Origin of the sequence: Shewanella sp. AC34-MNA-CIBAN-0136 (assembly GCF_040309945.1) — a bacterium.
Lineage (GTDB): Bacteria > Pseudomonadota > Gammaproteobacteria > Enterobacterales > Shewanellaceae > Shewanella.
The window spans coordinates 157,296-183,789 of the sequence record NZ_JBEOPJ010000007.1; the positions used below are offsets into that span (position 1 = coordinate 157,296).

A 26,494-nucleotide genomic window follows, 5' to 3' on the forward strand; every position below is an offset into this window, starting at 1 on the left:
TTATTATAGGGATTCTATCTTGTGATGGCGACGTTATTCGCCATCGAGGCCTTTTATTCGCTTGATACTGCCCCACTGTTTACACGATGGACAATGCCAATACAAACCGTGAGAAGGGAAACCACAGGCAGTACAGCGATAACTAGGGCGGAATTTAATTTGTTGTTCAACAAGTTGTTCAAGCATGGACAGACTTTGTTTGGCTTGACCATCTTCAGCTTGTTTAATGTGTAATTTCATTAAATGCTGAAAGCCTTTCATGGTCGGATGACGATATAAATTATCGAGCATCATGGTTTCAGCACTTTGATGCTGGCCGAGGCTAATTTTATGTTCGGCGAGTGCAACTACTACACTGGCTCCCGCGCCATCAGCAATCGCTTTGGCGAGCAGCTCATGAAAACCATTTGGATCTTGGGTATCTCGATACACTTGCTTTGCAATTGAAACACCATCGGCAAATAAATTAATATCGGCCACTTTTAACTCTTGTAGCGCCTGCTTACATAGCTCAAATTGGCCTGCATCAAGATACATTTTAGCTAAGGTTAACCAAGCACGGCCGCATTGGGCGTCTTGTTTAATGGCTTGTTGTAGTTTTTTGATTTTATCAGCATCATTATTGGCTTCATCAGCTAGCTGACAATAAAAATGGGCCGTGGTGCATTTAAGCACTTGCTGACGTTTACGAGGTAGGCGCTTAGTGATATTGATGGCGTCTTGCCATTCTTTAGTCACTTGGTAGATTAACAGCAGTTGTGTTTCAGCTTCTTCACTGTGGTCATCTTGGCTGACTAAGTTAATAAAGATTTCTTCAGCACGGTCATAAAAACCTGCAGCCATATAATCTTTACCTAACTCCATCATCGCAATGTCACGCTGCTCATTGGTTAAGCTGGGCCTAGCAATCAAATTTTGATGGATGCGAATGGAACGATCCACTTCACCACGTTTACGAAATAACGAACCTAACGATAAATGGGTGTCGATAGTTTCATCGTCAACATCGAGCATGCTGATGAATAAATCAACCGCTTTGTCAGACTCGTTCGACAATAAAAAGTTAAGCCCAGTAAAATAATCTCGGCTTAATTTTTTAGTCTGCTGGCTATCGCTATGACGAATACTGCGTCGTCCCATGTACCATCCATAACCGGCAGCGATAGGCAATAACAAGAACAAGATTTCTAGCATACTAGGCGGCTTGATCCTTAGGCGTTACAACTACACTGGTTGCATCCGCAGCGGTGAGCTTTTTAAGCGCTTTGTTACTTTTACGCAATGCGAGTTTTAACTTTACGATGTGATAACTTGCAAATATCCAGCTGATAATAAACCCGCTGAAAAATACCACAGCAAGCACCATAGGCAATCGATACTGCCCTTCAGCAATAAAGTAACTTAAGGTTACGACTTGTTCATTTTTAGCGCCAAATAATAATGCTAGAACAAACATCAATCCAACCAGTACAACGACAATAAATGATCTCACGCTATTCTCCATGAAGGTGCATCAATATAATGATTATCCAAGAAATTTACTGGGCTGACCAGCATTGACTGCCATTAGATACAAAAAAGCCTCCAATAGGAGGCTTTTTATTCAAGCGTTAATCAAGGATTAACAGCATCGACACGTTCGCGCAGCTCTTTTCCCGGCTTAAAGTGCGGTACATACTTGCCTTCCAAGTCAACAGAGGTTCCTGTTTTTGGATTACGACCCGTACGAGGCGCACGATAGTGAAGTGAAAAACTACCAAATCCACGGATTTCTATACGATCACCGGTTTCTAATGTTGTCGCCATTTGCTCCAACATTTCTTTGATTGCACTTTCCACTTCTTTCGCCGACAGTTGCGACTGCCTAGTGGCGAGTTTTTCGATAAGTTCAGATTTTGTCATCTTAGCTATCCCATATTATCAAGCCAAACACAGTCGCCTAATGGGGACAAAGTCCCCATACAACAGACGATTTTCGATTACTTACGAGCTGCTTTAAAGGCTTCAGCCATTGCGCTGCTCATTACAACATCGTCTTGCTTGTTCAAAGTAGCAATCGCTTCTTTCTGTTCAGCTTCATCTTTCGCTTTGATAGATAAGCTGATAGAACGGTTCTTACGATCTACACCCATGAACTTAGCTTCGATTGCATCACCAACTGAGTATACAGTAGATGCGTCTTCGATGCGGTCTGCAGAGATGTCAGCTACACGAATGTAACCTTCAACTGTTTCTGCTAATTCAACTGTAACACCTTTTGCGTCAACAGCAGAAACAGTACCGTGAACTACGGTGCCTTTCTTCTTGTCAGCTAAGTATGCGTTGAATGGATCATCTTCAGTTTGCTTAACACCTAGGCTGATGCGCTCACGCTCTGGGTCTACTGAAAGAACTACAGCATGGATCTCATCGCCTTTCTTGTATTCAGAAACTGCGTCTTCGCCAGTACCGTTCCAAGAAATGTCAGATAAGTGAACAAGACCATCGATTCCACCGTCAAGACCGATAAAGATACCGAAGTCAGTGATTGACTTGATCTTACCAGATACTTTGTCGCCTTTGTTGTAACGAGTTGCGAAGTCATCCCATGGGTTAACTTTACACTGTTTAAGGCCTAGAGAAATACGACGACGCTCTTCATCGATGTCTAGTACTAACACTTCAACTTCATCACCTAAGTTAACAACTTTAGATGGGTGAATGTTCTTGTTAGTCCAATCCATTTCAGAAACGTGTACTAAACCTTCAACACCTTCTTCGATTTCAACGAAACAACCGTAGTCAGTTAGGTTAGTTACGCGACCAGTAAGACGTGTGCTTTCTGGGTAGCGCTTGCTGATTTCTAACCATGGATCTTCGCCAAGTTGCTTAAGACCTAGTGATACGCGAGTACGTTCACGGTCATACTTAAGAACTTTAACGTTGATTTCGTCACCAACATTAACGATTTCAGATGGGTGCTTAACACGTTTCCAAGCCATATCAGTGATATGTAAAAGACCGTCAACACCACCTAAGTCTACGAATGCACCGTAGTCAGTAAGGTTTTTAACGATACCTTTAACAGCTTGACCTTCTTGTAGATTCTCAAGAAGAGTATCACGTTCAGCACTGCTTTCAGATTCGATAACTGCACGACGAGAAACAACAACGTTGTTGCGCTTCTGGTCAAGCTTGATAACTTTGAATTCTAATTCTTTGTACTCTAAGTGAGCGGTGTCGCGAACTGGGCGCACGTCAACTAGAGAACCTGGTAAGAAGGCACGGATACCGTTTAATTCAACAGTGAAACCACCTTTAACTTTACCATTGATGATACCGATTACAGTTTCAGCATCTTCGTACGCTTTTTCTAGAACGATCCAAGCTTCATGACGCTTAGCTTTTTCGCGAGACAATTGAGTCTCACCGAAACCATCTTCAACAGAGTCAAGGGCTACGTCAACTTCATCACCTACTTGGATTTCTAAAACGCCTTGTGCGTTTTTGAATTCGTCAGCATTGATTGGGCTTTCAGACTTAAGACCAGCGTCAACAAGTACCATACCGTTTTCGATGGCAACAACTGTACCACGGACGATAGAACCTGGACGGAACTCTAGGGTTTGAAGGGATTGTTCAAATAGATCAGCAAAAGATTCAGTCATGTTTTAGGTTACTTTCATTAAATAAACCACCATCCATCCTAGATGTGGAGTCTAGTAATATTATTCGTGTCATCCTTAACACGAATACCTACTGCACAATAATCGACCATTCGATTACGCAACAGTAATTTTTTGTCCAACGTATTCAAGTACTTGCTTCAATACATCTTCAATACCTATGCCGCTTGTATCAATAACAAGTGCATCATCAGCTGGGACTAGAGGTGAAGCGGCGCGATTGATATCACGGTCGTCTCGTTCAATAATTTCAGCTAAAAGGCGGTCGATTTTAACATCGAAGCCCTTGTCCTGCAACTGATTATAGCGTCTTTGCGCACGTTCTTCAGCAGACGCAGTTAAAAATATTTTTACTGGTGCTTTAGAAAAAACCACTGTGCCCATGTCGCGTCCGTCGGCAACAAGTCCTGGAGCGGCACAAAATGCACGTTGACGGCGTAATAATGCCTCACGTACGCGTGGTAATGCCGCCACTTTTGAGGCAGCATTTGAGCATTCTTGTGTTCGAATGGTGGTGGTAACATCTTCACCTTCGAGAATCACTTTAATGGCATCTGCCTCGGTGCCCGTTAAAAATTGAACATCAAGGTGTGCAGCCAATAAGGTCAGTGCTTCTTCGTTTTCTAGCTCAACATCATGATGAATAGCGGCTAAGGCTAAAACACGATAAATCGCACCACTGTCTAACAAATGCCACCCTAAATGTTGTGCCAACAATTGGCATATCGTCCCTTTCCCTGCACCGCTTGGGCCATCGACTGTGATCACTGGAGATCGTTCAGACATAATTTCCTCCGAAAATAATCTATCTTCCTTGAAAAGATAAAGGGTTCATCAAAATAAGCGCGCGCATTGTATAACAAAAAAATGTTAATTACTGATGAATTTTCGGTTATTAAAACCAAGATCGCCCTTTAGCACATACCTGATGCGCTAAAGGGTCCGTTTTAATTCCGCGCTGTAATATTATTTTGCTAGCTGTACAAATTGAGCAAAGTAATCTGGAAATGTCTTAGATGTGCAGTCTGGATCGTTAATGGTGATACCACAATCAGCAAAAGCCATCATTGAAAAACACATTGCCATACGATGATCATTATAGGTATCAATTGCTGCAGTATTTAATTCTGCAGGTGGTGTAATGGTAATATAGTCATGGCCTTCTTCAACTGTCGCGCCAACCTTACGTAATTCAGTGGCCATGGCCGCTAAGCGATCAGTTTCTTTAATACGCCAGTTATATATATTGGTCAGTTTTGTGGTGCCCTTGGCAAATAAAGCCGCTGTTGCAATGGTCATTGCAGCATCAGGGATATGATTCATGTCCATTTCTATCGCGCGAAGGCTCGATTTTCTGGCAATAATGAAATCATCGCCCCACTCGATATCTGCTCCCATTTGGGCTAACGCATCGGCAAACTTAACATCGCCTTGAATACTTAAGCGTCCAACACCAGTGACTTTAACTTCACCGCCTTGGATAGCGCCTGCCGCGAGGAAGTAAGATGCCGATGAAGCGTCGCCTTCTACCAGTACTTTACCGGGTGAGACATATTGTTGACCGGCCTTAATTTCGAAACGTTGATATTGATGATTGATCACTTCAACACCAAACTGCTTCATTAGCGCAATGGTGATATCAATATAAGGCTTAGAGACAAGCTCGCCTTTAATATTAATGTTGACGCTGTCTTTGGTCAGTGGCGCGACCATGAGTAATGCGGTTAAAAACTGGCTCGATAAATCACCGGCAATGTCAACATTACCGCCATTTAAGCCGGTTGCCTTAATGGTTAATGGTGGAAAACCGTCATTTTTAAGATACGTGATATCGGCACCTAATTGACGCAGCGCATCGACCAAATCACCAATTGGGCGCTCCTCCATGCGAGGCTCACCGGTTAAGGTAAATTCGCCATGGCCTAATGTGAGTGCGGCGCATAATGGTCGCATTGCAGTGCCTGCATTGCCAAGAAATAAACGCTGTGCGTTCACAGATGAAACAGCTCCACCTAAACCGGTTAATTCACAAACAGTATTATTGTCAGACAGCTGGTAATGCACACCTAACTGCTTTAATGATGCCAACATATAGCGAATGTCATCAGAGTCGAGCAAGTTAGTCAGAGTGGTTTTACCCTGCGCTAAAGTGGCTAGTAACAGTGCACGGTTTGAAATGCTCTTAGAGCCTGGAATGTTAATTTCGCCATTCATGCGAGTAATTTGGTCTAGACGCAGTTGTTTCATTAATACTCTTCTTTAGTGTTGCACTCATTAAACGTCTATCGACCGAGATATGAGTAAAAGGCTTCGCTGGAGAAATAAGTGTGACATTGTTAACGTGATGCGGATCGGTGCACATCTTAAAATACATGTCACTGGCAATTTTTCGGTACAGTTTGCTAATAATTTACTAAATAATTCTTCGTAACCCTACGTTACTGATTGTCAGCAAGGATTCAACCGTTATTTTGTGTTTTAGGTGACTTTTATACTCAAGTTGAATTTATTTTATCTTTATCGCTTTTTTTATTAGCAAATCGGACCACAACATTGGCTATTTCACCTGTCAGGCTTAGTTGCCAGAAATCGTAACAACCCTCTTGCTAATATCCCATCACAGCTGATTTAGCAGTTCTTTATTGATGTAAATCACGTTATGCTTAAGACCATAATGCATATATTGTTAGCTTATTTCGCCCTCATGCCTGTAATTTTAAATAAGAAGGTCAATTCATGTTCAATTCATTAACCGCGATGCCTGCCGATCCGATTTTAGGCCTATTGACTCAATACCGCGAAGACAGCCACCCAAATAAAGTCGATTTAGGTGTGGGCGTATATAAAGATCCTGTTGGTCATACACCTATTTTAGATTGTGTAAAAGCCGCCGAAAAAATTCGTTTAGATACCGAAACAACCAAAGTGTACATCGGCCCGACTGGCTCTGCGTCATTTAACCAACTTATGGGTGAATTAGCTTTTGGTGCTAGCCACAGTGCATTACTGGCTAACCGAGTGCGAACAGTGTCAACCCCTGGCGGAACCGGTGCTCTGCGCGTTGCTGCTGACTTTATTAAGCGTTGTAATCCTAATGCAGTGTTATGGGTTAGCGACCCAACGTGGGCAAACCACACGGGTTTATTTGAAGCAGCTGGTGTTACGGTGAAAACCTATCCGTATTATGACTACGACAGCAAAACCCTTAAATTTGATCAAATGCTGGCAACCTTAAATACCATTGGTAAAGATGACGTAGTGCTTTTACATGCTTGTTGCCATAATCCAAGTGGCATGGATTTAACGACTGAGCAATGGGATGAAGTGGTTAAGGTTACGGTTAAGCAAGGCTTTACGCCATTAATTGATATGGCTTATCAAGGTTTTGGTGACGGCGTAGATGAAGATGCTTATGGCGTACGTCAAATGGCTGCAGCAGTTGAAAGCATGATTTTATGCAGCTCTTGCTCGAAAAACTTCGGTTTATACCGCGAACGTATTGGCGCTTGCTCAATTGTGGCGAAAGATAGTGCAACTGTAGATGTTGCCCAATCGGTATTGTTATACGTAGTGCGCTGTATTTATTCTATGCCGCCAGCACATGGTGCTGCGATTGTTGAAACCATTTTAGGCACCCCAGCCCTCAAGCAACAATGGTTAGACGAGCTAAAAGTCATGCGCGACCGTATTAACGGTAACCGGGCAATGTTGGTCAATCAATTAACGGCCAATGGTGTTGACCGTGACTTTAGTTTTATCGCCCGCCAAAAAGGGATGTTCTCATTTTTAGGTGTTAAGCCAGAACAAGTGGCAACCCTTAAACAGCAATACAGTGTGTACATGGTCGGCTCAAGCCGCATCAGTATTGCTGGTATTAGTGAAACTAATGTTGATTATTTAGCGAAATCAATCGCGGCAGTGCTATAACCGATACTATTTAGATAATGGTTAGCAAGTAACATTACTGTATAAACAAGGTCGCTAAATGCGGCCTTGTTTATGCTCAGTCTAAAAAGTTGTCTGCTTACCCCCTCAAAATGACATAAAAATCAGTTATCAAAAATAGCCATTTTGTTATTCCATCATAATTCCCCAAGACCGCAATCCGAGTTAGGTTAACTTACCTGCCCTTGTAAATAGCAGGCTCAAGTGATGCCAAATATCAGCAATGCAATTTATCGAATTGAGTCAATATGCCTAATACATAATACCGTTAATTCTTGGGTCTCGATTTAAGTAATCGCACTGTTAAATCTATAGGTGATGGTTGTATATGAATTGAAGCTGCTTGTCGTTTTTAATTTACGCTCATCGGGATACAGCTCCCATTGCATGAACATTATTAACATAATGACTCTGTAACTGTTTAATTTTTCTTAAAAAGAGATAGCCTGACGCTGAATTTAATATATCAACAAAGCGAGTCAGCCATGCAAAATGAAACCATAAGTGTACAAGAGATCCCCGTATCCTCCGTTGTTTCAGCCACTGGCTGGTCACGCCAGGATACCACTTGGATGTTGAGCTTGTTTGGCACCGCGGTTGGCGCCGGAATTTTATTTTTACCGATCAATGCGGGAATGGGAGGGTTTTGGCCATTAGTGTTAATGGCACTCATGATAGGCCCAATGACCTATCTCGCTCACCGTGGATTATCTCGTTTCCTATGTTCATCAGCGATTCCTGGCAGTGACATCACTCAGGTCGTTGAAGAACATTTTGGTACTGGAGCAGGTAAAGCGATTACTTGGCTGTATTTTCTCGCCATATATCCTATTGTATTAATCTATGGCGTTGGGATAACTAATACCGTCGACAGTTTCATTATTAATCAATTAGGCATGTTTACCGACGTCCCAAGAATGTTACTCGACGGTACGCCTGCACTGACGGAAGCTGGCGGGCAAATAATCGATAAAGTCAGTGGTATTCCACGTTGGCTGCTTTCGGGAATGCTCATCTTAGGCATGATGTCGGTGATGGTTGCTGGTGAAAAATTTATGCTCTCCGTGACGCGATTATTAGTCTATCCGTTAGTCGCAATCCTTGCTTTTATGTCCTTGTACCTCATACCAGACTGGAAGTTTGATGCATTAATGGTTGTGCCTTCGACAACTAATTTTCTTGGGACTGTCTGGTTAACCATTCCAGTGTTGGTATTTGCCTTTAACCATTCACCCGCTATCTCACAATTCTCGGTTTCACTCAAAAAAGAACACGGCGCGAATGCCTCCCATAAAGCCGATGTCATCCTCCGCAATACAGCCATTATGTTAGTCGGATTTGTGATGTTGTTTGTGTTCTCTTGTGTACTGTCGTTAACACCGGCGCAGTTATTAGAAGCTAAAGCCGATAACTTGCCGATATTGTCTTATCTTGCCAACGTGCATGAAAGTGGCTTTATCAGTTATTTTGCCCCTGTCATTGCTTTCATCGCCATTATTTCATCTTTCTTCGGTCACTATATGGGTGCCACAGAAGGGTTAAAAGGCATTATTGTTAAGCAATTACCGGATAGCAGCAAGCCAGAAAACAGCACAAAAGTGGATAAATTTATTTTAGGGTTTATGTTTATCACCACCTGGGGCGTGGCGATTATGAATCCAAGTATTCTGGGTATGATTGAAGCGCTTGGTGGCCCGGTGATTGCGGCTATTTTGTATCTCATGCCAATGTATGCGATATACAAAGTCCCGGCACTGAAAGCCTACCGCGGTCGAGTAAGCAACATATTCGTCGTCATTACCGGTTTATTATCTATGACTGCCATTCTATTCGGCTTGCTGAGTTAAATAAGATAATTTGGGCGGGCTCACACCCGCTCGAATTATTGATTGAGGCAGAGTTTTGTATAAAAAACTCAGTCAAAATGTCATGTTATGCTTCAACTTCTATTGTTATACATTTATCAAAAAACAAAAACTAGAAGTAGCTCAAAACCTTACTAGCATTATCTTGCTACTATAAAACCCATATCACCTCCTTCCTTTGAGTTAATACGGTTAATGTCTTTTTACCAATCTCCCAAAAAAATGTCTGCATTTGATGCTAAGTTTGAAGCACAAAAAATAGCCTTCGCACCCGTAAGCTTTCAAGTCGCCCGTTGCTTAAGTCAATTTGGCTTACTGGCAAAAGTTGATGACGCCGGAGACGAAGGTATTAGCTTAATTCAACTGATTCAACATTTTGAACTGTCTGAGTATGCCATTCATGTATTGCTCGATATGGGATTAAGCATGGGCATTTTTTGGTGTAAGGATGATCATTATCGACTCGATAAAACGGGTTATTTCTTACTCCATGATGATATGGCCGCCAAGAACCTAAACTTCGTCCATGATGTTTGCTATCAAGGCTTGTTTGATCTTGATGATTCACTTAAGCAAGGCAAAGCAATAGGACTTAAACACTTTGGCGATTGGGATACTATTTACCCAGGGTTAAGCCAGCTACCTGAACAAACTAAAAAAAGCTGGTTTGAATTTGATCATTACTATTCAGATCATGCCTTTGACAGCTTATTACCTTTGATTTTCAAGTCAGATCCAGCTCATATTATTGATGTAGGCGGTAATACCGGTAAATGGGCATTTGCCTGCACCCGCTATAATAAAAACGTCAACGTCACCATAATGGATTTACCCGGTCAACTTGCTGTGACAATGAAAAATGCCCAAGCATGTTTGGTTGCCGACCGCGTTCATCCATTTGAAACCGATTTGCTTGATAGCAACAAACCGTTTTACCAAGGAGGTGATTTGTATTGGATGAGTCAATTTTTAGATTGTTTTTCTAAACAACAAATCATCACTATTCTTCGGCGCACAGTGGCTGCGATGAAACCTGGCAGTGAACTGTGTATTTTAGAGACCTATTGGGACAGACAGCCACACGAAGCGGGCGCCTATTGCGTTAACGCAACCTCGTTGTATTTTACCGCGATAGCCAATGGAAATAGCCGGATGTATCACAGTAAAGACATGCTTAAAATGATCAATGAGGCTGGGCTGTATGTTGATGAAGATATCGACAACATTGGCCTAGGTCATACTTTACTGCGCTGTAAATTAAAGCCGATGAATTAACAGAACTCACAGGCCAGAAAGACCAGTGGCAAGAAGTTAGAACAGTAATATAGCGATAACATACACATTTATTGATGGCATAAAAAAAGCGAATGCTGTTAGGCATTCGCTTTTTGTCTTTACTAAGCCGATCTTACGGTAAATAAATAAGCGGTTCGAATTAACTGTGCTTTACGGCGAAGTTATTCATAAAGTCCACTAAGGCTTGCACACCCGCTAGCGGCATGGCGTTATAAATACTGGCACGCATACCACCGACAATACGATGACCTTTTAACGCCACTAACCCAGCCTCCTCCGCTTGGGCTAAAAACTCACTGTCTAAGGCATCATTCACTAGTTGAAAGGTGACGTTCATGCGTGAGCGGTTTTGTGGTGCTACACCGTTTTTATAAAACGGATTGCTGTCGATACAAGCATACAGTAACGCAGCTTTTTGTTGGTTCACTTCAGCCATCGCACTTATGCCGCCATTTGCGGCTAACCACGCAAACACTTCAGAGGCTAAATACCAAGCAAACGTTGGCGGCGTATTAAACATAGAACCATACTCAACGGCAACGCGATAATCCATTACTGATGATTGCGGCAGACTTGGCAGTTTAAGCATATCGTCACGCACAATGACAATCGACAAGCCTGATGGACCAATGTTCTTTTGCGCGCCGGCATAAATAAGACCGTACTTGCTGACATCAATTTCATGCGACATGATGGTCGATGATAAATCAGCAACAATTGGCCATGGACTGTCTAACTCTTCAAAAATCTCGATACCATCTACGGTTTCATTTGAGCAATAGTGCACATAACGATAATCTTTATCGATTGCCGTTAAGTGCGGCAGTTTAACCTGATGAAGCCCATTGATTTGCTCAACAATATTGATACTGTCAATATTGTGCTCGCTTACCAATTTCTTCGCTTCAGTTACCGCTGCCGATGACCACTGACCACTGACCAAATACAGTGCCTGACCATTATCGCCAAGAAAGTTATTCACTACGTTAGAAAATTGAGCCCGGCCACCACCGTGCATAAATAACACGTGGTAATTTGCAGGAATGTTCATCAACTTGCGTAATGTCACCTCTGCTTGATCGGTCAGCGCAATAAACTCTTTACTGCGATGACTGATTTCCATCACGGAGACGCCTAGGCCATTCCAATCAATTAATTCCTGTTGTGCTTTTTGCATTACAGCTTGAGGTAACATGGCAGGTCCAGCACAGAAATTATAAATCGCGCTCACAGACAACTCCTTTGACAAATAATCAATATAGACAATAACAATTTAACCGTAATAGTAAGTATTTTACGGGTTGATGAATAGGCCTTTATTTACCTATTTTGATGAAATTTATTCCGTAAAATAAAACGAGCGCCATAAGGGCGCCCGTTCGAGGATATCTACAACAAAAGTAATCTATTACTCTTGTTCGTCATCTCCGGTTTTGGCTTCGTCTGCATCTGTTGCTTCAACATCGTCAGTTGACTCAGCATCTGTCGCTTCAGCATCGATAACATCGCTTACTGGAATAACATTGCCTTCTTCGTCTAACAACTCTTCAGTTTGAATTTCTTCAATACGCTGCAAACCAACGACTTTCTCGTCTTCTGCGGTACGGATGATAGTCACACCTTGAGTGTTACGACCAATAATGGATACGCCTTCAGCAGGAGTACGCACTAAGGTGCCTTTATTACTGATCAACATGATTTCGTCAAATGTGCCTACTTGAACTGCACCGACGACTTCACCATTACGTTCACTGACTTTAATTGATACCACGCCTTTAGTACCGCGGCTCTTCGCTGGATATTCACTCAGCTCAGTACGCTTACCGTAACCATTTTCAGTTACGGTTAAAATAGCACCGTCACCTTTAGGTACAATTAACGACACCACTTTTTGGCCAGCATCAAGTTTAATACCACGAACACCGGTAGCAGTACGACCCATAGGGCGCAGTGCAATAATTTCTTCGCCAGTTTCAGCATCAATCTTCACTTCACCGGTTTCAGAATCACGCGCTTTTTCATTAAAGCGAACCACTTTACCTTCATTAGAGAACAACATAATGTCGTCACTACCTTCAGTAATATCAACGCCAATTAATTGGTCGCCGTCTTTTAAGTTCACCGCAATAATGCCATTTGCACGAGGGTTACTGTATGCAGTTAATGCTGTTTTCTTAACGGTACCATGTGCGGTAGCCATGATGATAAATTTATCATCTGCGTATTCACGTACTGGTAGGATTGCAGTAATGTGCTCACCGTCAGACAGTGGTAATAAGTTAACAATAGGACGACCACGGGCAGTACGACTTGCCAATGGTAATTGATACACTTTTAACCAGTACATCTTACCAAAGTCAGAGAAGCACAAGATGGTGTCATGGGTGTTTGCCACCAATAACTTTTCAACAAAGTCTTCATCTTTTACTTTAGTTGCCGCTTTGCCTTTACCACCACGACGCTGCGCTTGGTAATCTGACAGCACTTGGTATTTCGCATAACCTAAGTGAGACAAGGTCACTACAACATCTTCTTCATTGATTAAGTCTTCAAGACTCATATCAATTTCGTTGGCGTTAATAATGGTGCGACGTTCGTCACCGTATTGCTCAAGTATTTCTTCTAGTTCTTCTTTAATCACTTCCATCAGACGCGATGGAGTACGAAGAATGAATAACAAACCTGCAATAAGAACTAAAAGCTCTTCATATTCAGCTAAAATCTTGTCATGTTCTAGACCGGTTAAACGGTGCAGACGTAATTCCAAAATCGCTTGGGCTTGTTGCTCAGTTAAATAGTACTGACCGTCACGGATACCGAACTCAGGCTCTAACCATTCAGGGCGTGCAGCGTCATCGCCAGCTTTTTCAAGCATGCCTTGTACATGGCCTAATTCCCAACCTTGTGCAACCAATTTTGCTTTGGCTTCAGCAGGTGTAGGTGAAGCTTTAATAAGCGCAATAATAGGGTCGATGTTAGCCAATGCAATGGCTAGTGCTTCAAGAACATGAGCACGTTCACGGGCTTTACGCAGTTCAAATACAGTACGGCGTGTGACCACTTCACGACGGTGAAGAATAAAACACTCAAGCATTTCTTTAAGGTTAAACAATTTAGGCTGACCGTTAGTCAATGCCACCATGTTGATACCAAAAGAACACTGCATTTGTGTTTGAGAATATAAGTTGTTTAGTACAACCTCACCCACTTCACCACGTTTGATTTCAATAACAATACGCATACCGTCTTTATCAGACTCATCGCGTAGGCCACTGATACCTTCTAATTTTTTATCTTTAACAAGCTCGGCAATTTTTTCAATCAAACGGGCTTTGTTAACTTGATATGGAATTTCATGAACAATAATACGTTCACGACCATTATCTTCAGTTTCAATTTCCGCTTTCGAGCGCATGATCGCGCGACCACGGCCAGTGTGATAAGCATCGATAATGCCTTTGCGACCGTTTATTGACGCTGCCGTTGGAAAATCTGGACCTGGAATGTATTCCATTAACTGTTCAATCGATAAACTTGGATCTTCGATTAACGCCAAACAGCCTTTCACTACTTCTGTTAAGTTGTGAGGTGGAATGTTAGTGGCCATACCGACCGCAATACCTGATGAACCATTGATTAATAAGTTCGGTACGCGTGTTGGTAACACCGCAGGGATCATCTCTGTGCCATCGTAGTTAGGCACAAAATCCACAGTTTCTTTTTCAAGGTCGGCTAATAATGAATGCGCCAACTTTTGCATGCGGATTTCGGTGTAACGCATCGCCGCTGCAGAGTCACCGTCGACCGAACCAAAGTTTCCTTGTCCGTCAATCAATGTGTAGCGTAGCGAGAACGGTTGCGCCATACGTACAATTGTATCGTATACAGCAGTATCACCGTGTGGGTGATATTTACCAATTACGTCACCAACGACACGAGCGGATTTTTTATATGGTTTGTTCCAATCGTTTTTTAATTCGCTCATTGCGAACAATACTCGACGGTGAACTGGTTTTAAACCGTCACGGACGTCAGGTAATGCACGACCTACAATTACGCTCATGGCGTAATCAAGGTAAGAATTTTTAAGTTCGTCTTCGATGTTAATTGGCGAAATAGATGATGCCAGATCAGTCATAAACTGCGCGTTCCCCTAAAGTGAGCTGACAATAAAACTTCCATATTATTATCTAGCTTAAAAACGTGATTTGGCATTCTAACACAGATATTTAATGTCGCCAGAGCAAAGACCAGCCAAATGCTCTATCACTCTTAAAAATTACAAAAAAGCTAATATTTTCAGCTAATTTAGTTTATTCATTGGCTAATATACGACTAAATTTGAGCAACAATTATCGTTAACTTGCTGATGATTTAAGCAGTTGATAGCATAAAACATCCATTTACCTCGCTTAAATGGATATTTTATGAGCAAGCGTAAACGGCAAAAGCCATTGTTGACTACTATTCGCAAAGGTTATCGCTATAATAGCGACCATACTTTATTACACACTTAGGTTACGTTATGTCACACGCTGAACAATCGACACCCAATGTTGATCCACTCGAGATCGCAAAATTTGAAGCCATGGCGCAAACGTGGTGGGATCTCAATGGCGAGTTCAAGCCATTACATTTACTTAATCCACTGCGTTTAAACTACATTGACCAAACCGCTGAAGGTATTTTTGACAAAAAAGTACTTGATGTTGGCTGTGGTGGCGGTATTTTGTCAGAAAGTATGGCGCGCCTAGGTGCTAACGTTGACGGTATTGATATGGGCAACGCACCACTTGAAGTGGCAAAACTACATGCTTTAGAGTCTGGTGTTACGGTTAATTACCTCAAAACAACAGCCGAAGCACATCGCGATAACCACCGCGAATATTATGATGTGGTCACTTGCATGGAAATGCTCGAACATGTACCCGATCCCCAATCAGTTATTCAAGCCTGTTGTGACATGGTTAAACCTAATGGATTTGTGTTTTTCTCAACCATAAACCGTAATATGATGTCGTATTTAAAGACGATTATCGGCGCAGAGTATTTATTAAAAATGCTGCCAGTTGGTACTCACGATCACAGCAAGTTTATTCGCCCATCGGAACTGATGGCATTGGTCGATAACACCGACTTATTGTGTAAAGATGCGCTGGGAATTACCTACAATCCATTGTCGGGTGTGTTTAAGTACACTAAAAGTGTCGATGTAAATTATATGATAGCCACTCAAAAAATTGATTAATCATCCAGGTGATTCTTTTCAACATTTCAATGTGAATGCACCACAATAGCGTTATGTTGTGCCAATAACGCTATAAAGGGCTTGCACTGTCTATTGTTATTTTCTCTCGTTAGGAGCTAGCCCTTGCATAAACAAGATATAAAAGGAGTGCTGTTCGATTTAGACGGTACCTTAGCCGATACCGCACCAGATTTAGTACAGGCATTGAATCTCAGCTTGGATGAAGCCGGTTTTAACGTCCAACCGCTTGACTTGATGCGCCATGCGGCATCACATGGCAGCTTATATTTAGTTAAAACGGCCATTCCAGATGCCGATGAACAAGTACAAATTACCATCCAGCAAGCACTACTTCAGCATTATGCCCGTATCAATGGTGACAACAGCCGTTTATTCGCTGGCTTACCCGAACTATTATCCTTATTTGATGCCCAATCGATTCCTTATGGCGTAGTGACCAATAAGCCGGCTCGATTTGCCAGGCCATTAGTGGAAAAGCTTGGTTTAACTCATAAATTGAAAACCATGATCAGTGGTGATAGCACTCGTCACTCTAAACCTCATACCGCACCAATGCTGTTAGCAGCACAACAAATTGCCATTGCTCCTCAAAGTATCTTATATCTAGGTGACGCTGAACGTGACTTAGTCGCCGCCCACAATGCCAGTATGTTAGGCGGCGTTGCGTTATGGGGTTATTTATCTGCGACAGATAAACCTGACACATGGCCAGCAGGCAAACAATTTCAACACGGAGCCTCACTTAAACAGTTTTTCACTGATTAATGACAGTGTTCGGCATCGGTTTAGCGGGTTAATTTTTGGGTAAATGAACAAAGCATGAGTGAAGTTTAACGGGTCTTATTAAGCTTAAATGTACAGTTAACAGTCATCAATTTCTACCCGATCAAAACCAACAAAAGATCAACCAATAAACGGTCCATTTTTTTTGATCGCTGTTTATTTTAGCGATCAAATTTTTATCATTTGATGGATTAAAAAATATCATTTATCAAAAACTCTTTATGAATTTGGGCTCTAGGGTTAGTTGTCACTAACCCTGCCGTTTATCCTCAAGTTATCCACAAGAAGTTAATGAAATTGTGGCTTGCAATAAACCTCAAACCTCACTATCTTGTATCTTAGATTTTAAATAACACCATATCTTGTGTGTGGCTGACAATCAAAACACTACTCCACGACGTTCCAAAGGATGTAGTGGCTAACTGAACGTACTGGTGTTTAACTACCACGTTGTGAGTACATCAGGTTGATTGTTTTAACATGGAATTGTTTTGTAACTGGTTCGGATCGAATCAAGCAGCACTGCATCCAACAACAGATCACATGATTAGATATAGAACCAAGGCCTCTCTTCAATGAATAGCAATATGACAGTCACTAAACGCAGTGGCGAACGTGAATCTATCGATTTAGATAAAATTCATCGCGTAATCACTTGGGCAGCCAAGGGATTAAAAAACGTCTCAGTATCTGAAGTAGAACTTCGATCTCATCTGCAGTTTTTTGATGGCATTCCAACAGAAGCCATTCATGAAACGATCATTAAAGCTGCGGCTGACTTGATCTCTCCAGAGTCACCTGACTACCAATTTGTGGCTGCCCGCTTAGCGGTGTTCCACTTACGTAAAAAAGCGTTTGGTCAATTTGAACCACCAACGTTATATGACCATGTCACCAAATTAGTTGAACTGGGTAAATATGACATGCATATCATGGCTGACTACAGCCGTGAAGAATTAGACACACTCGACACCTATATCGATCATTGGCGCGATTTGAACTTCTCTTATGCCGCGGTAAAACAACTTGAAGGTAAATACCTGGTTCAAAACCGTGTTACCCATGAAGTGTACGAAAGCGCCCAGTTTTTATACATATTAGTCGCAGCATGTTTGTTTGCCCGTTACCCAAAAGAAATTCGTTTGAAGTACATTAAAGACTTCTATGACGCGACGTCTCTGTTTAAGATTTCTTTACCGACACCAATCATGGCCGGTGTGCGTACCCCTACACGTCAGTTCAGCTCATGTGTATTGATTGAGTGTGATGACAGCTTAGATTCAATCAATGCGACTGCATCGTCTATCGTTAAATACGTTAGCCAACGTGCTGGTATTGGTATTAATGCGGGTCGTATTCGTGCCCTTGGTAGCCCTATTCGTGGCGGCGAAGCATTCCACACCGGTTGTTTACCATTTTATAAGTATTTCCAAACAGCGGTGAAGTCTTGTTCTCAAGGCGGCGTACGTGGAGGTGCAGCAACGCTGTTCTATCCTTTATGGCATCTAGAAGTTGAATCGCTATTAGTACTAAAAAACAACCGTGGTGTTGACGACAACCGTGTACGTCATCTTGACTACGGTGTGCAGTTAAACAAATTAATGTACCAACGTTTGATTAAAGGCGAATATATCAGTCTATTCAGCCCATCAGACGTGCCTGGTCTTTACGATGCATTCTTTGAAGACCAAGTTGAGTTTGAACGTTTATACCTTCAGTATGAACAAGACAGCAATGTCCGCAAAAAACAAATTAAAGCGGTTGAACTGTTTTCATTGATGATGCAAGAACGAGCTTCGACTGGCCGTATCTATATTCAAAACGTCGATCACTGTAATACTCACAGCCCGTTTGACTCTAAAGTTGCGCCAATTAAGCAATCTAACTTATGTTTAGAAATTGCTTTACCGACTAAACCACTTAAAAACATCGATGATCCAGACGGTGAAATCGCGTTGTGTACCTTGTCAGCACTTAACTTAGGCGCAATTAAAGATTTATCAGAGCTTGAACCATTAGCTGATTTAGCTGTTCGTGCACTAGATAACTTACTTGATTACCAAGATTACCCAATTAAAGCCGCGCAAACGAGTTCAATGAACCGTCGTACCTTAGGTATTGGGGTGATTAACTTTGCTAACTATTTAGCTAAAAACGGTAAAAAGTATTCAGACGGTTCAGCTAATAACTTAACTCACAAAACCTTTGAAGCGATTCAGTTTTATTTACTGAAAGCGTCGATGAACTTAGCAAAAGAGCAAGGTGCATGTCCGTTATTCCACGAGACAACTTATTCGAAAGGTATTTTACCTATCGACACCTACAAGCGTGATTTAGACAAGATTTGTGACGAGCCATTGCACATGGACTGGGAAAGCTTACGTAGCGACATTAAGCAGTACGGTTTACGTAACTCAACTTTGTCTGCGCTAATGCCGTCTGAAACCTCATCGCAAATTTCAAATGCGACTAATGGTATCGAGCCTCCACGCGGTTTAATTAGCGTTAAAGCCAGTAAAGATGGTCAGTTAAAGCAAGTCGTTCCTGATTTTGAATTACTGAAAGATAAGTATGAACTGCTGTGGAATATGCCAAACAACGATGGTTACATCCAACTTGTTGGTTTAATGCAGAAGTTTATCGACCAAGCTATTTCGGCTAACACCAATTATGACCCAAGCCGTTTTGAAGGCGGTCGTGTACCGATGCAAACATTGTTAAAAGACTTGTTAAGCGTCTACAAACTGGGCATTAAAACATTGTATTATCATAATACTCGTGACGGTGCTTCTGATCAGTTTGACGACATTATTGCTGTCGAAGAAGAAGACGATGGTTGTGGTGGCGGTGCGTGTAAGATCTAATCATCACTTTATCTATATTTAGCGGGGGCCTTCCCCGCTTTTTGAAAAATGCGTTTTCAGGACACCTAAATAATGGCTTACTCAACATTTTGTCAAACACCTAACGATTCTACCAAAGAACCTATGTTTTTCGGTCAATCGGTTAATGTGGCACGCTACGATCAACAGAAATATGAAGTCTTTGAAAAGCTAATTGAAAAGCAATTATCGTTTTTCTGGCGTCCAGAAGAAGTTGATGTCAGCCGTGACAAAATTGATTTCGGTAATTTGCCTGAACATGAACAGCATATTTTCCTATCAAATCTAAAATACCAAACATTACTCGACTCAATTCAAGGCCGTTCACCGAATGTGGCATTTTTGCCTTTGGTATCGCTACCAGAATTAGAAACGTGGATTGAAACATGGTCGTTTTCTGAAACCATTCACTCGCGTTCGTACACTCACATTATTCGTAATATTGTTAATAACCCGTCTGTGGTATTTGACGATATTGTACAAAATGACGAAATCTTAAAGCGTGCCGGTGATATTGCCGCTTATTATGATGACTTAATTAACCTCACCCAGATTAATAACTTGTTAGGTGAAGGAACGCACATTATTAACGGTAAAGAAATCACCGTTAATTCACGTATTCTTAAAAAGTCATTATATTTGTGCATGATGTCAGTTAATGCCTTAGAAGCGATTCGCTTCTATGTCAGTTTTGCCTGTTCGTTTGCCTTTGCAGAGCGCCGGGTCATGGAAGGTAATGCTAAAATTATTCGCTTAATTGCCCGTGATGAAGCATTACACCTCAATAGCACACAACACATTTTAGCTCTGATGCAGGGTGGTAAAGACGACCCAGAAATGGGAGAAATTGCTGCTGAGTGTAAGCAAGAAGCGTATGACTTATTTGTTAAAGCGGCAGAACAAGAAAAAGAATGGGCCAAGTACTTATTCAAAGATGGTTCGATGATTGGTTTGAATGAACAGATTTTATGCCAGTACGTTGAGTTTATTACTAACCAACGGATGAAGTCAGTTCACTTACCTCAACCTTATGATGAACAGTCAAACCCACTACCGTGGATGAAGAACTGGTTAGAAAGTGATGCTGTACAGGTTGCCCCACAAGAAGTAGAAGTGTCATCTTATCTTGTTGGTCAAATTGATTCTTCTGTTGATGGCGACGAGTTTTTAGATTTTGACCTATAAAAATTTTTTCAAAAAAGCCCCTATCGTAAGCTTGAAAGGACAGCCGGTTATTTTATTTGACGGCCAACATTCAAGCTTATTAGAAGCGCTTGAGTCGAAAAAAGTAAAAGTGTTTTCAGAGTGTCGTAATGGATTTTGCGGCGCGTGTAAAACCACAGTGATATCAGGAGAAGTTAAATACTTCTCCGAGCCACTAGCAGAACTGAAATCAGATGAATGTCTGCCCTGTTGTTGTGTACCTGAGGGTGATTTAAACCTCAAACTATCAACTGAAGGTGTACAAGTGGTGGCTAAACGTCAATATATTTCAACCAATGACACTCATAAGCCAACAACTGCGTTAACCCAACAATTACAGGCTAACCCTAAACTTGTCCACGAACGTTAACTTATCGTCCCGTTAACACCCTTCTAGATGTTCAAAGCAACACTTAGCAACACACGTTTACCCGTCTCAATCTTAGTCACGCTGTGTTCATACTTATCTGGACGAAATAAATATACTCGTCCCCATAAGTTCATGATGCATTTGGCACAACGAAACACCCCGCCCACTTTAGGTTGTACAAGGACAAAATTGAGTTTGTAATAGCGGCCTTGTTGTACCGGATCGATATGTGTCATCACACGATGATGAGTATGGTAGGTCACCAGATTTATCGATAATATTCGACTGCTAAAAATGGCTTTATTGATAACCTTGGCCATGGTATCTCCAATGGGAACATCAGCAGCAGATTATACCTATTCGATAAAATTTTTGGGTCATATTCACCAGCCAAAATCATATAACATAGACGAGACGATTTCATCAGGTTAGTCAGCAACTAACGCCATCGAGCTTATCGCAGGGATATTGTTACTTGATAGCTTGTACAGAAGAAAGTCTATTGATGATCTTACTGGGCTAATATTAAGGTATCGAGATTAATCCTTTAATCATTATTGACTCGTGCTAATAATGACTAATGCTAGTGTAGATAATGGCTATGGCTAGAGTAGATAATGGCTAATGCTAAAATAACTAGCATAAATAGTAATGAGTCAGCCACCGCCCATAACGAGTAAATCAATTCTCTATAGTGTCCATTTATGGCAATAATACCGTGAAATTAGGCTCATTGACGCGTCAATAAGCCTAATGAAGTAAACGGTACTGAACTTGCTGCTTATCACGAGGTAAGGTTAGCTCTCCGTTATGGTATCGCAAGATGAAACATAATGTTCTAGCTCAATAACACCTTGCAAAATCATCCCATGATAATGGGCTTTCACCAGTTGATAATTCATACTTGGTGCAAAGTAATACGTCACCTCTTCGGCCCCGGTTTGCTCCACCGGAATAAGTTGTATCTCCCCCAAAGACGCAATGGTAGCGGTTAATTCGTCCTTTACATAAAATTGATAAGGTTCAATTGCATCTGAAGCTTGCCTAATTAACGCAAATTGACGTCGGCCACCGAGCAAGTTTTCGCGTATTTGAATGGCTAAGGTGTCTACATCCCTTAATGGTATTTGGCTTGAGGTATAATTCTCAATATCGCCATCAACATCCACTCGTGACTCAAGGCCATTATTGTAAAAAGTGGCTTGCATGTCTCGTGAGCGAAAACCGGTTACCTGCTGATGAAAACTATCGGTTAGCCATTCATTGCGGTTATTTGACCACGATAACTCAGTACGTTGTTGATATTGAGTGCCAATCCCTAAAATACTGGCTTCACTCTTTGAGGTTATAACAGCAGATTTACCCTGCCAGTTCTCAGTACGGTTCATCTTACCAGTGTGTAGACCACTGAGATAAATAGCGTAATTAAAGCTTCGCTGGCAACTGTGTGGAATGTCACTGGCCAAGGCACTATTACTCTGCAATAAGCCACTAACCAAACACACACTTATCAGTATTCTCGGGACTAGGAAACCAGCTACCGCCAACGACCTGCTGTTACGACACCCGGTCATCATAAGCTTCATTCGCGACATTACTGTCATCATCAATAGTATCGCCTTAAAAGACTTCATTCACATTTAGGTAGAAGTTAGTTTCATTTTCACCGACCCCTACATCAAATCGTAAATTAATATTGTCTTTAATTTTGAATCGAAATCCTGTGCCATAGGCCGTTAATAGCGTATCGGTTAGCTCACTCACTTTAGGTGCCACACTACCAACAGCGCCCCAAAATACCATGCCATAACGTTGGAACACTGGTAAGCGATATTCAACTTGCCCCATCATCATTTGCTCGTCACGATATCGGCCTCTAATGTAACCTCGCATCGCGTCGGAGCCACCAAGATCAGGTAATAGATTCCAAGGTACATCGCCACTGGTTAGATGACCTTGCACTTGCCATGCGATTAAACCCGGTGTCGAGCCTAAATCAATATAGTTCGCTAATTCAATATTATAAGTAGAAAACGAATCGAACTGGTCATTTTGGTATAATCCAGCATCAACCTGAAATAACCAGCCTTTTGTTGCGTTTAAACGGTAATCTCTTGAATCATAAATACTGGTTACTACAACACCTGAGCTAAAGTTGTCTGGCAGAAGCGTACTTGAATCCACAGGAGCTTCTGTTGCGACTAATTCTAAGCTGTCGGCCGTGGTATAAATAAAGTCAGCACCCACACCAATAAAATAGTTACTGGCAACTTCGGTCATCCAACGCGGCTTAAAACTATACAGTTGTTCTTTGAACTCATGATGATTAAGGTCTTGGTCGCCTTGTTCAATCCCTATTCCATAATAAACAGCAGCTTCATTATGCAGTTCTAAGTCAAGCAACAAACGCTGTTTACCTTGATTTAAAAACGTCATATTTTCTACCGTGACGCCATAAGAATTGTTCACAGAAGCAAATGAATTCAACACCAATGATGAAGGCTGTTGTTCACTTGATGCGTTATCTGTTTTGTATAACCCCACCATAAGTAAACCCACACCAAACTTTTTCTCTGGGGTGTAATAAGCCGTAGGTAAATAACTCATATCAATAGCTTTAGTATCATCGAATTCACCATCCGCGCCAAAAACCGACAAAATGTCATCAATCCATGTTGGTTGCATATCTTTGGGGGTTTCAAATAAAGGTTCAACTGCGGTTGCGGCGTTAGAAAAAACAAATAGTGTTAAAAGTAAGGTCCGTTTCATAAAAACTCTATTAAAATGTTAAAAAAAATAGGCGTGCATGATGACTTCCATGCCAAATTTTGGAATCACTATTCAATGAGTTATCGACAATAATCGCTTCAAATAATAGCCGATTCAGATAAGAATCAAATAATAACTAAATCAAAAAAGATTATCCTACTCATCACTCAATACTGACTGAAGAAGAACTTAAGTCTTGCTGAAGTTCTCCATCATTAAATACAAGATATTATACTGCGTTAAATGATGGCCTTTATACCTAACGTTAGTTTAGGCGTACCATCAGCAATATTTTTAATCTATAGGCGCAACTGATATCATTACGCTAAATGACGGCCGCTAATATAACACGTTTGGCAGCTCTTTTTAGTGATAACTCAACATTCACCCCATCGATATCTTTCGGTAAAAGGATCAGAATCGACTATATTTAGCTGAATGGCTACAGCATTTTCATCTAATAAACAAGAGTCTACAAAGCACAAATTCAGTACTATTGAGCCTCATTTAATCAGTAGCCCATCAGCAAGTAAAAATTATTTCCTTAGATATATCATCCAGCGCGCAAGTAAGGTATAACGACGCTATGAAAACGCCTATACGATTACAACCACTGGTTGACGATGGTCTCGTCGATGAAGTGATAAGCCAACTCATGAGTGGCAAAGAAGCTACGGTCTATATGATCAGATGTGGCGATGCGATTCGCTGCGCCAAAGTGTATAAGGAAGCCACTAAGCGCAGTTTTAAAAAAGCAGCACAATATCAAGAAGGTCGAAAAACCAAAAACAGTCGTCGTGGTAGAGCCATGGAAAAAGGTTCTAAATACGGTCGTGAAGAACAAGAAAAAGCTTGGCAGAATGCCGAGGTCGACGCGTTATATAAATGCGCCGCCGCTAAAATTAGAGTACCAGTGCCTTATGGCTGCTTTGATGGAGTGCTATTGATGGAGTTGATCACCAATATTCATGGTGATGTTGCACCTCGATTAAATGATGTTACTCAGATGAGTGCTGAACAAGCGCAAACGCAGCATTACGTTATGATGGGTTATGTCGTACGAATGTTATGTGCAGGTATTGTTCATGGCGATTTATCAGAGTTTAACGTGCTCGTAGATCAGAATGGACCGGTTATCATTGACCTGCCCCAAGCTGTTGATGCATCAGCAAACAATAATGCCAAAGCGATGTTATTTCGTGATGTGAATAATATGACAGACTATTATTCTCAATTTGCCCCAGAATTAGCCGCAACAAAATATGCTAAAGAAATGTGGGCCTTGTACGAACAAGGTGAATTAACGCCGGAAACACAATTGACCGGTTTATTTGAAGAAGACACAACAGCGGCTGACGTCGATTCTGTATTAGAAGAAATTAACGCTGCATTTGAAGAAGCCCAAGAAAGACGCGAGCGCATGAGTGATGCAAACAGCGACGAGTATTAAATCGATCGTTTATTCACTCATGTGAACACCTAGGGAGACATTCCGACAAATTATCGAATATGTGATCGAATACACTATCGAATAAATTGTCAGGTTATTGTCTCCCTATTTAATTAGCCCTTCTCCTTTAATGAACGTCAAGCTAACCCGAGTTGACAGCGAATTCCCCCCGAGTTAATACCGAATTAATACCGAATTAAACCGCTTTTTTTAATTAAGCAGCAAGTGGGTTAACCATAACCGCTGGTTGCCTAAACGCTGCACATTTCTGAGGCGATAGTTAACCCTCTTGTAAGCAAACACAATAGTCTCATTACTGGCTAAACCTCAATCAATTGCTTTTTCCCACATAGTCATGAGTGAACCGTTATGTTTGCTAAAAAGTAATATGATCAATTTGCACACTTTATATAACCTTGTTTTTCACATGGGTAAATAGGCGTATAATAATATTGGAAAGTTAACAAGGAGAATATTATGAGTAGCTATGTTCTATCAGTATTACTCGTTTGTCTGACTATTTTTATGTCAGCTAATGTTATTGGAAATGAAAATGGAATGATGAGAATGTCTCAGATGCCTGCATTTTCCGATTTTGATACTAATCAAGACAAATTGATATCTGAAGAGGAATTTGAACGCTTTCAAAAAGCCAGGCAAGCATTGCATCAATCTGAAGGGCGACTATTAAAAAACGCATCGGATTGTGATGAAATGTTTGAGCGTATCGATTTGGACCGCAATAAGTTTATTGATACTGAAGAGTTTCAATCTCATCACGAAATGATGAGAAATTCTAAATAATCACAGTTTGGGATATCTACATAATCTCAGCTCGGGATAATAATCAACATCGCTTTAGAGAGGTAATCAGCATCACCTCTCTTTTAAATACGCTATAGCATAGCAAACGACTTAGTTGTATCTACACCTGCAAGATATAGCGCTATTTTTCCACACCATCGCTAAAATTACTCATTACTCATTACTCATTACC

General features: G+C 41.3%; 21 protein-coding genes. 10 read left to right on the plus strand and 11 right to left on the minus strand.

Annotation, left to right across the window (positions count from 1 at the left end; all coding sequences use genetic code 11):
- Positions 1 to 33: 33 nt before the first annotated feature.
- The 6 genes from lapB to aroA all read right to left on the minus strand — a co-directional run bounded on the left by lapB (position 34) and on the right by aroA (position 5,912).
- Positions 34 to 1,194 (minus strand): lipopolysaccharide assembly protein LapB, encoded by a 1,161-nt coding sequence (gene lapB, locus AAEY94_RS09205; RefSeq protein ID WP_101087089.1) that lies wholly within the window; start codon positions 1,192 to 1,194, stop codon positions 34 to 36.
- A 1-nt stretch (position 1,195) separates the two neighbouring features.
- The gene (locus AAEY94_RS09210) at positions 1,196 to 1,492 is read right to left on the minus strand and encodes a LapA family protein (RefSeq protein ID WP_162023219.1); all 297 of its coding nucleotides are present in this window, start codon (positions 1,490 to 1,492) and stop codon (positions 1,196 to 1,198) included.
- Between the two features lie 122 nt (positions 1,493 to 1,614).
- Positions 1,615 to 1,902, minus strand: coding sequence for an integration host factor subunit beta (gene ihfB, locus AAEY94_RS09215; RefSeq protein WP_011637578.1), 288 nt, complete (start codon positions 1,900 to 1,902; stop codon positions 1,615 to 1,617).
- Positions 1,903 to 1,979: 77 nt separating this feature from the next.
- Positions 1,980 to 3,647, minus strand: a complete 1,668-nt coding sequence (rpsA, locus tag AAEY94_RS09220) for a 30S ribosomal protein S1 (RefSeq protein WP_059743635.1) — start codon at positions 3,645 to 3,647, stop codon at positions 1,980 to 1,982.
- A 114-nt stretch (positions 3,648 to 3,761) separates the two neighbouring features.
- Positions 3,762 to 4,451, minus strand: a complete 690-nt coding sequence (gene cmk, locus AAEY94_RS09225; RefSeq protein WP_101087087.1) for a (d)CMP kinase — start codon at positions 4,449 to 4,451, stop codon at positions 3,762 to 3,764.
- 180 nt (positions 4,452 to 4,631) lie between these two features.
- Positions 4,632 to 5,912: a 3-phosphoshikimate 1-carboxyvinyltransferase gene (gene aroA / locus AAEY94_RS09230; RefSeq protein ID WP_350978532.1), complete on the minus strand. Its 1,281-nt coding sequence runs from the start codon at positions 5,910 to 5,912 to the stop codon at positions 4,632 to 4,634.
- A gap of 489 nt (positions 5,913 to 6,401) precedes the next feature.
- Between aroA and AAEY94_RS09235 the strand changes: the two genes are divergently transcribed.
- The 3 genes from AAEY94_RS09235 to AAEY94_RS09245 all read left to right on the plus strand — a co-directional run bounded on the left by AAEY94_RS09235 (position 6,402) and on the right by AAEY94_RS09245 (position 10,750).
- Positions 6,402 to 7,592 (plus strand): amino acid aminotransferase, encoded by a 1,191-nt coding sequence (locus AAEY94_RS09235; protein ID WP_101087085.1) that lies wholly within the window; start codon positions 6,402 to 6,404, stop codon positions 7,590 to 7,592.
- A gap of 503 nt (positions 7,593 to 8,095) precedes the next feature.
- A complete protein-coding gene (locus AAEY94_RS09240; protein ID WP_182743504.1) occupies positions 8,096 to 9,457 on the plus strand; it encodes an SLC5/6 family protein in 1,362 nt (453 codons plus the stop codon).
- A 213-nt stretch (positions 9,458 to 9,670) separates the two neighbouring features.
- Positions 9,671 to 10,750, plus strand: coding sequence for a methyltransferase (locus AAEY94_RS09245; protein ID WP_350978534.1), 1,080 nt, complete (start codon positions 9,671 to 9,673; stop codon positions 10,748 to 10,750).
- 160 nt (positions 10,751 to 10,910) lie between these two features.
- Here AAEY94_RS09245 and serC read toward each other — a convergent pair whose 3' ends face one another.
- Positions 10,911 to 12,002 carry a 3-phosphoserine/phosphohydroxythreonine transaminase gene (gene serC, locus AAEY94_RS09250; protein WP_350978536.1) on the minus strand — a complete coding sequence of 364 codons (1,092 nt, stop codon included), beginning with the start codon at positions 12,000 to 12,002 and terminating at the stop codon, positions 10,911 to 10,913.
- Between the two features lie 177 nt (positions 12,003 to 12,179).
- The gene (gene gyrA, locus AAEY94_RS09255) at positions 12,180 to 14,909 is read right to left on the minus strand and encodes a DNA gyrase subunit A (protein WP_101087081.1); all 2,730 of its coding nucleotides are present in this window, start codon (positions 14,907 to 14,909) and stop codon (positions 12,180 to 12,182) included.
- 387 nt (positions 14,910 to 15,296) lie between these two features.
- Between gyrA and ubiG the strand changes: the two genes are divergently transcribed.
- From ubiG to yfaE, 5 genes are all read left to right on the plus strand, one after another.
- Positions 15,297 to 16,019 carry a bifunctional 2-polyprenyl-6-hydroxyphenol methylase/3-demethylubiquinol 3-O-methyltransferase UbiG gene (gene ubiG / locus AAEY94_RS09260; protein WP_101087080.1) on the plus strand — a complete coding sequence of 241 codons (723 nt, stop codon included), beginning with the start codon at positions 15,297 to 15,299 and terminating at the stop codon, positions 16,017 to 16,019.
- Between the two features lie 123 nt (positions 16,020 to 16,142).
- Positions 16,143 to 16,805, plus strand: coding sequence for an HAD family hydrolase (locus tag AAEY94_RS09265; protein ID WP_101087079.1), 663 nt, complete (start codon positions 16,143 to 16,145; stop codon positions 16,803 to 16,805).
- A 593-nt stretch (positions 16,806 to 17,398) separates the two neighbouring features.
- Entirely contained in the window at positions 17,399 to 19,687 is a 2,289-nt protein-coding gene (gene nrdA, locus AAEY94_RS09270; protein ID WP_101087078.1) for a class 1a ribonucleoside-diphosphate reductase subunit alpha, read from the plus strand.
- Between the two features lie 72 nt (positions 19,688 to 19,759).
- Positions 19,760 to 20,890, plus strand: coding sequence for a class Ia ribonucleoside-diphosphate reductase subunit beta (nrdB, locus tag AAEY94_RS09275; RefSeq protein WP_101087077.1), 1,131 nt, complete (start codon positions 19,760 to 19,762; stop codon positions 20,888 to 20,890).
- The gene (gene yfaE / locus AAEY94_RS09280; RefSeq protein ID WP_350978539.1) at positions 20,880 to 21,278 is read left to right on the plus strand and encodes a class I ribonucleotide reductase maintenance protein YfaE; all 399 of its coding nucleotides are present in this window, start codon (positions 20,880 to 20,882) and stop codon (positions 21,276 to 21,278) included. The genes nrdB and yfaE overlap by 11 nt, the downstream gene beginning before the upstream one ends.
- 23 nt (positions 21,279 to 21,301) lie before the next feature.
- Here yfaE and AAEY94_RS09285 read toward each other — a convergent pair whose 3' ends face one another.
- From AAEY94_RS09285 to AAEY94_RS09295, 3 genes are all read right to left on the minus strand, one after another.
- On the minus strand, positions 21,302 to 21,598 hold the full coding sequence (locus AAEY94_RS09285; RefSeq protein WP_101087075.1) for a hypothetical protein: 297 nt from the start codon (positions 21,596 to 21,598) through the stop codon (positions 21,302 to 21,304).
- Positions 21,599 to 22,075: 477 nt separating this feature from the next.
- On the minus strand, positions 22,076 to 22,882 hold the full coding sequence (locus AAEY94_RS09290; protein WP_502959393.1) for a hypothetical protein: 807 nt from the start codon (positions 22,880 to 22,882) through the stop codon (positions 22,076 to 22,078).
- Positions 22,883 to 22,898: 16 nt separating this feature from the next.
- A complete protein-coding gene (locus AAEY94_RS09295) occupies positions 22,899 to 24,047 on the minus strand; it encodes a BamA/TamA family outer membrane protein (protein WP_101087074.1) in 1,149 nt (382 codons plus the stop codon).
- 586 nt (positions 24,048 to 24,633) lie between these two features.
- Between AAEY94_RS09295 and AAEY94_RS09300 the strand changes: the two genes are divergently transcribed.
- Positions 24,634 to 25,497 (plus strand): PA4780 family RIO1-like protein kinase, encoded by an 864-nt coding sequence (locus AAEY94_RS09300; protein WP_101087073.1) that lies wholly within the window; start codon positions 24,634 to 24,636, stop codon positions 25,495 to 25,497.
- A gap of 477 nt (positions 25,498 to 25,974) precedes the next feature.
- Entirely contained in the window at positions 25,975 to 26,301 is a 327-nt protein-coding gene (locus tag AAEY94_RS09305) for an EF-hand domain-containing protein (RefSeq protein ID WP_335692001.1), read from the plus strand.
- Positions 26,302 to 26,494: the final 193 nt, after the last annotated feature.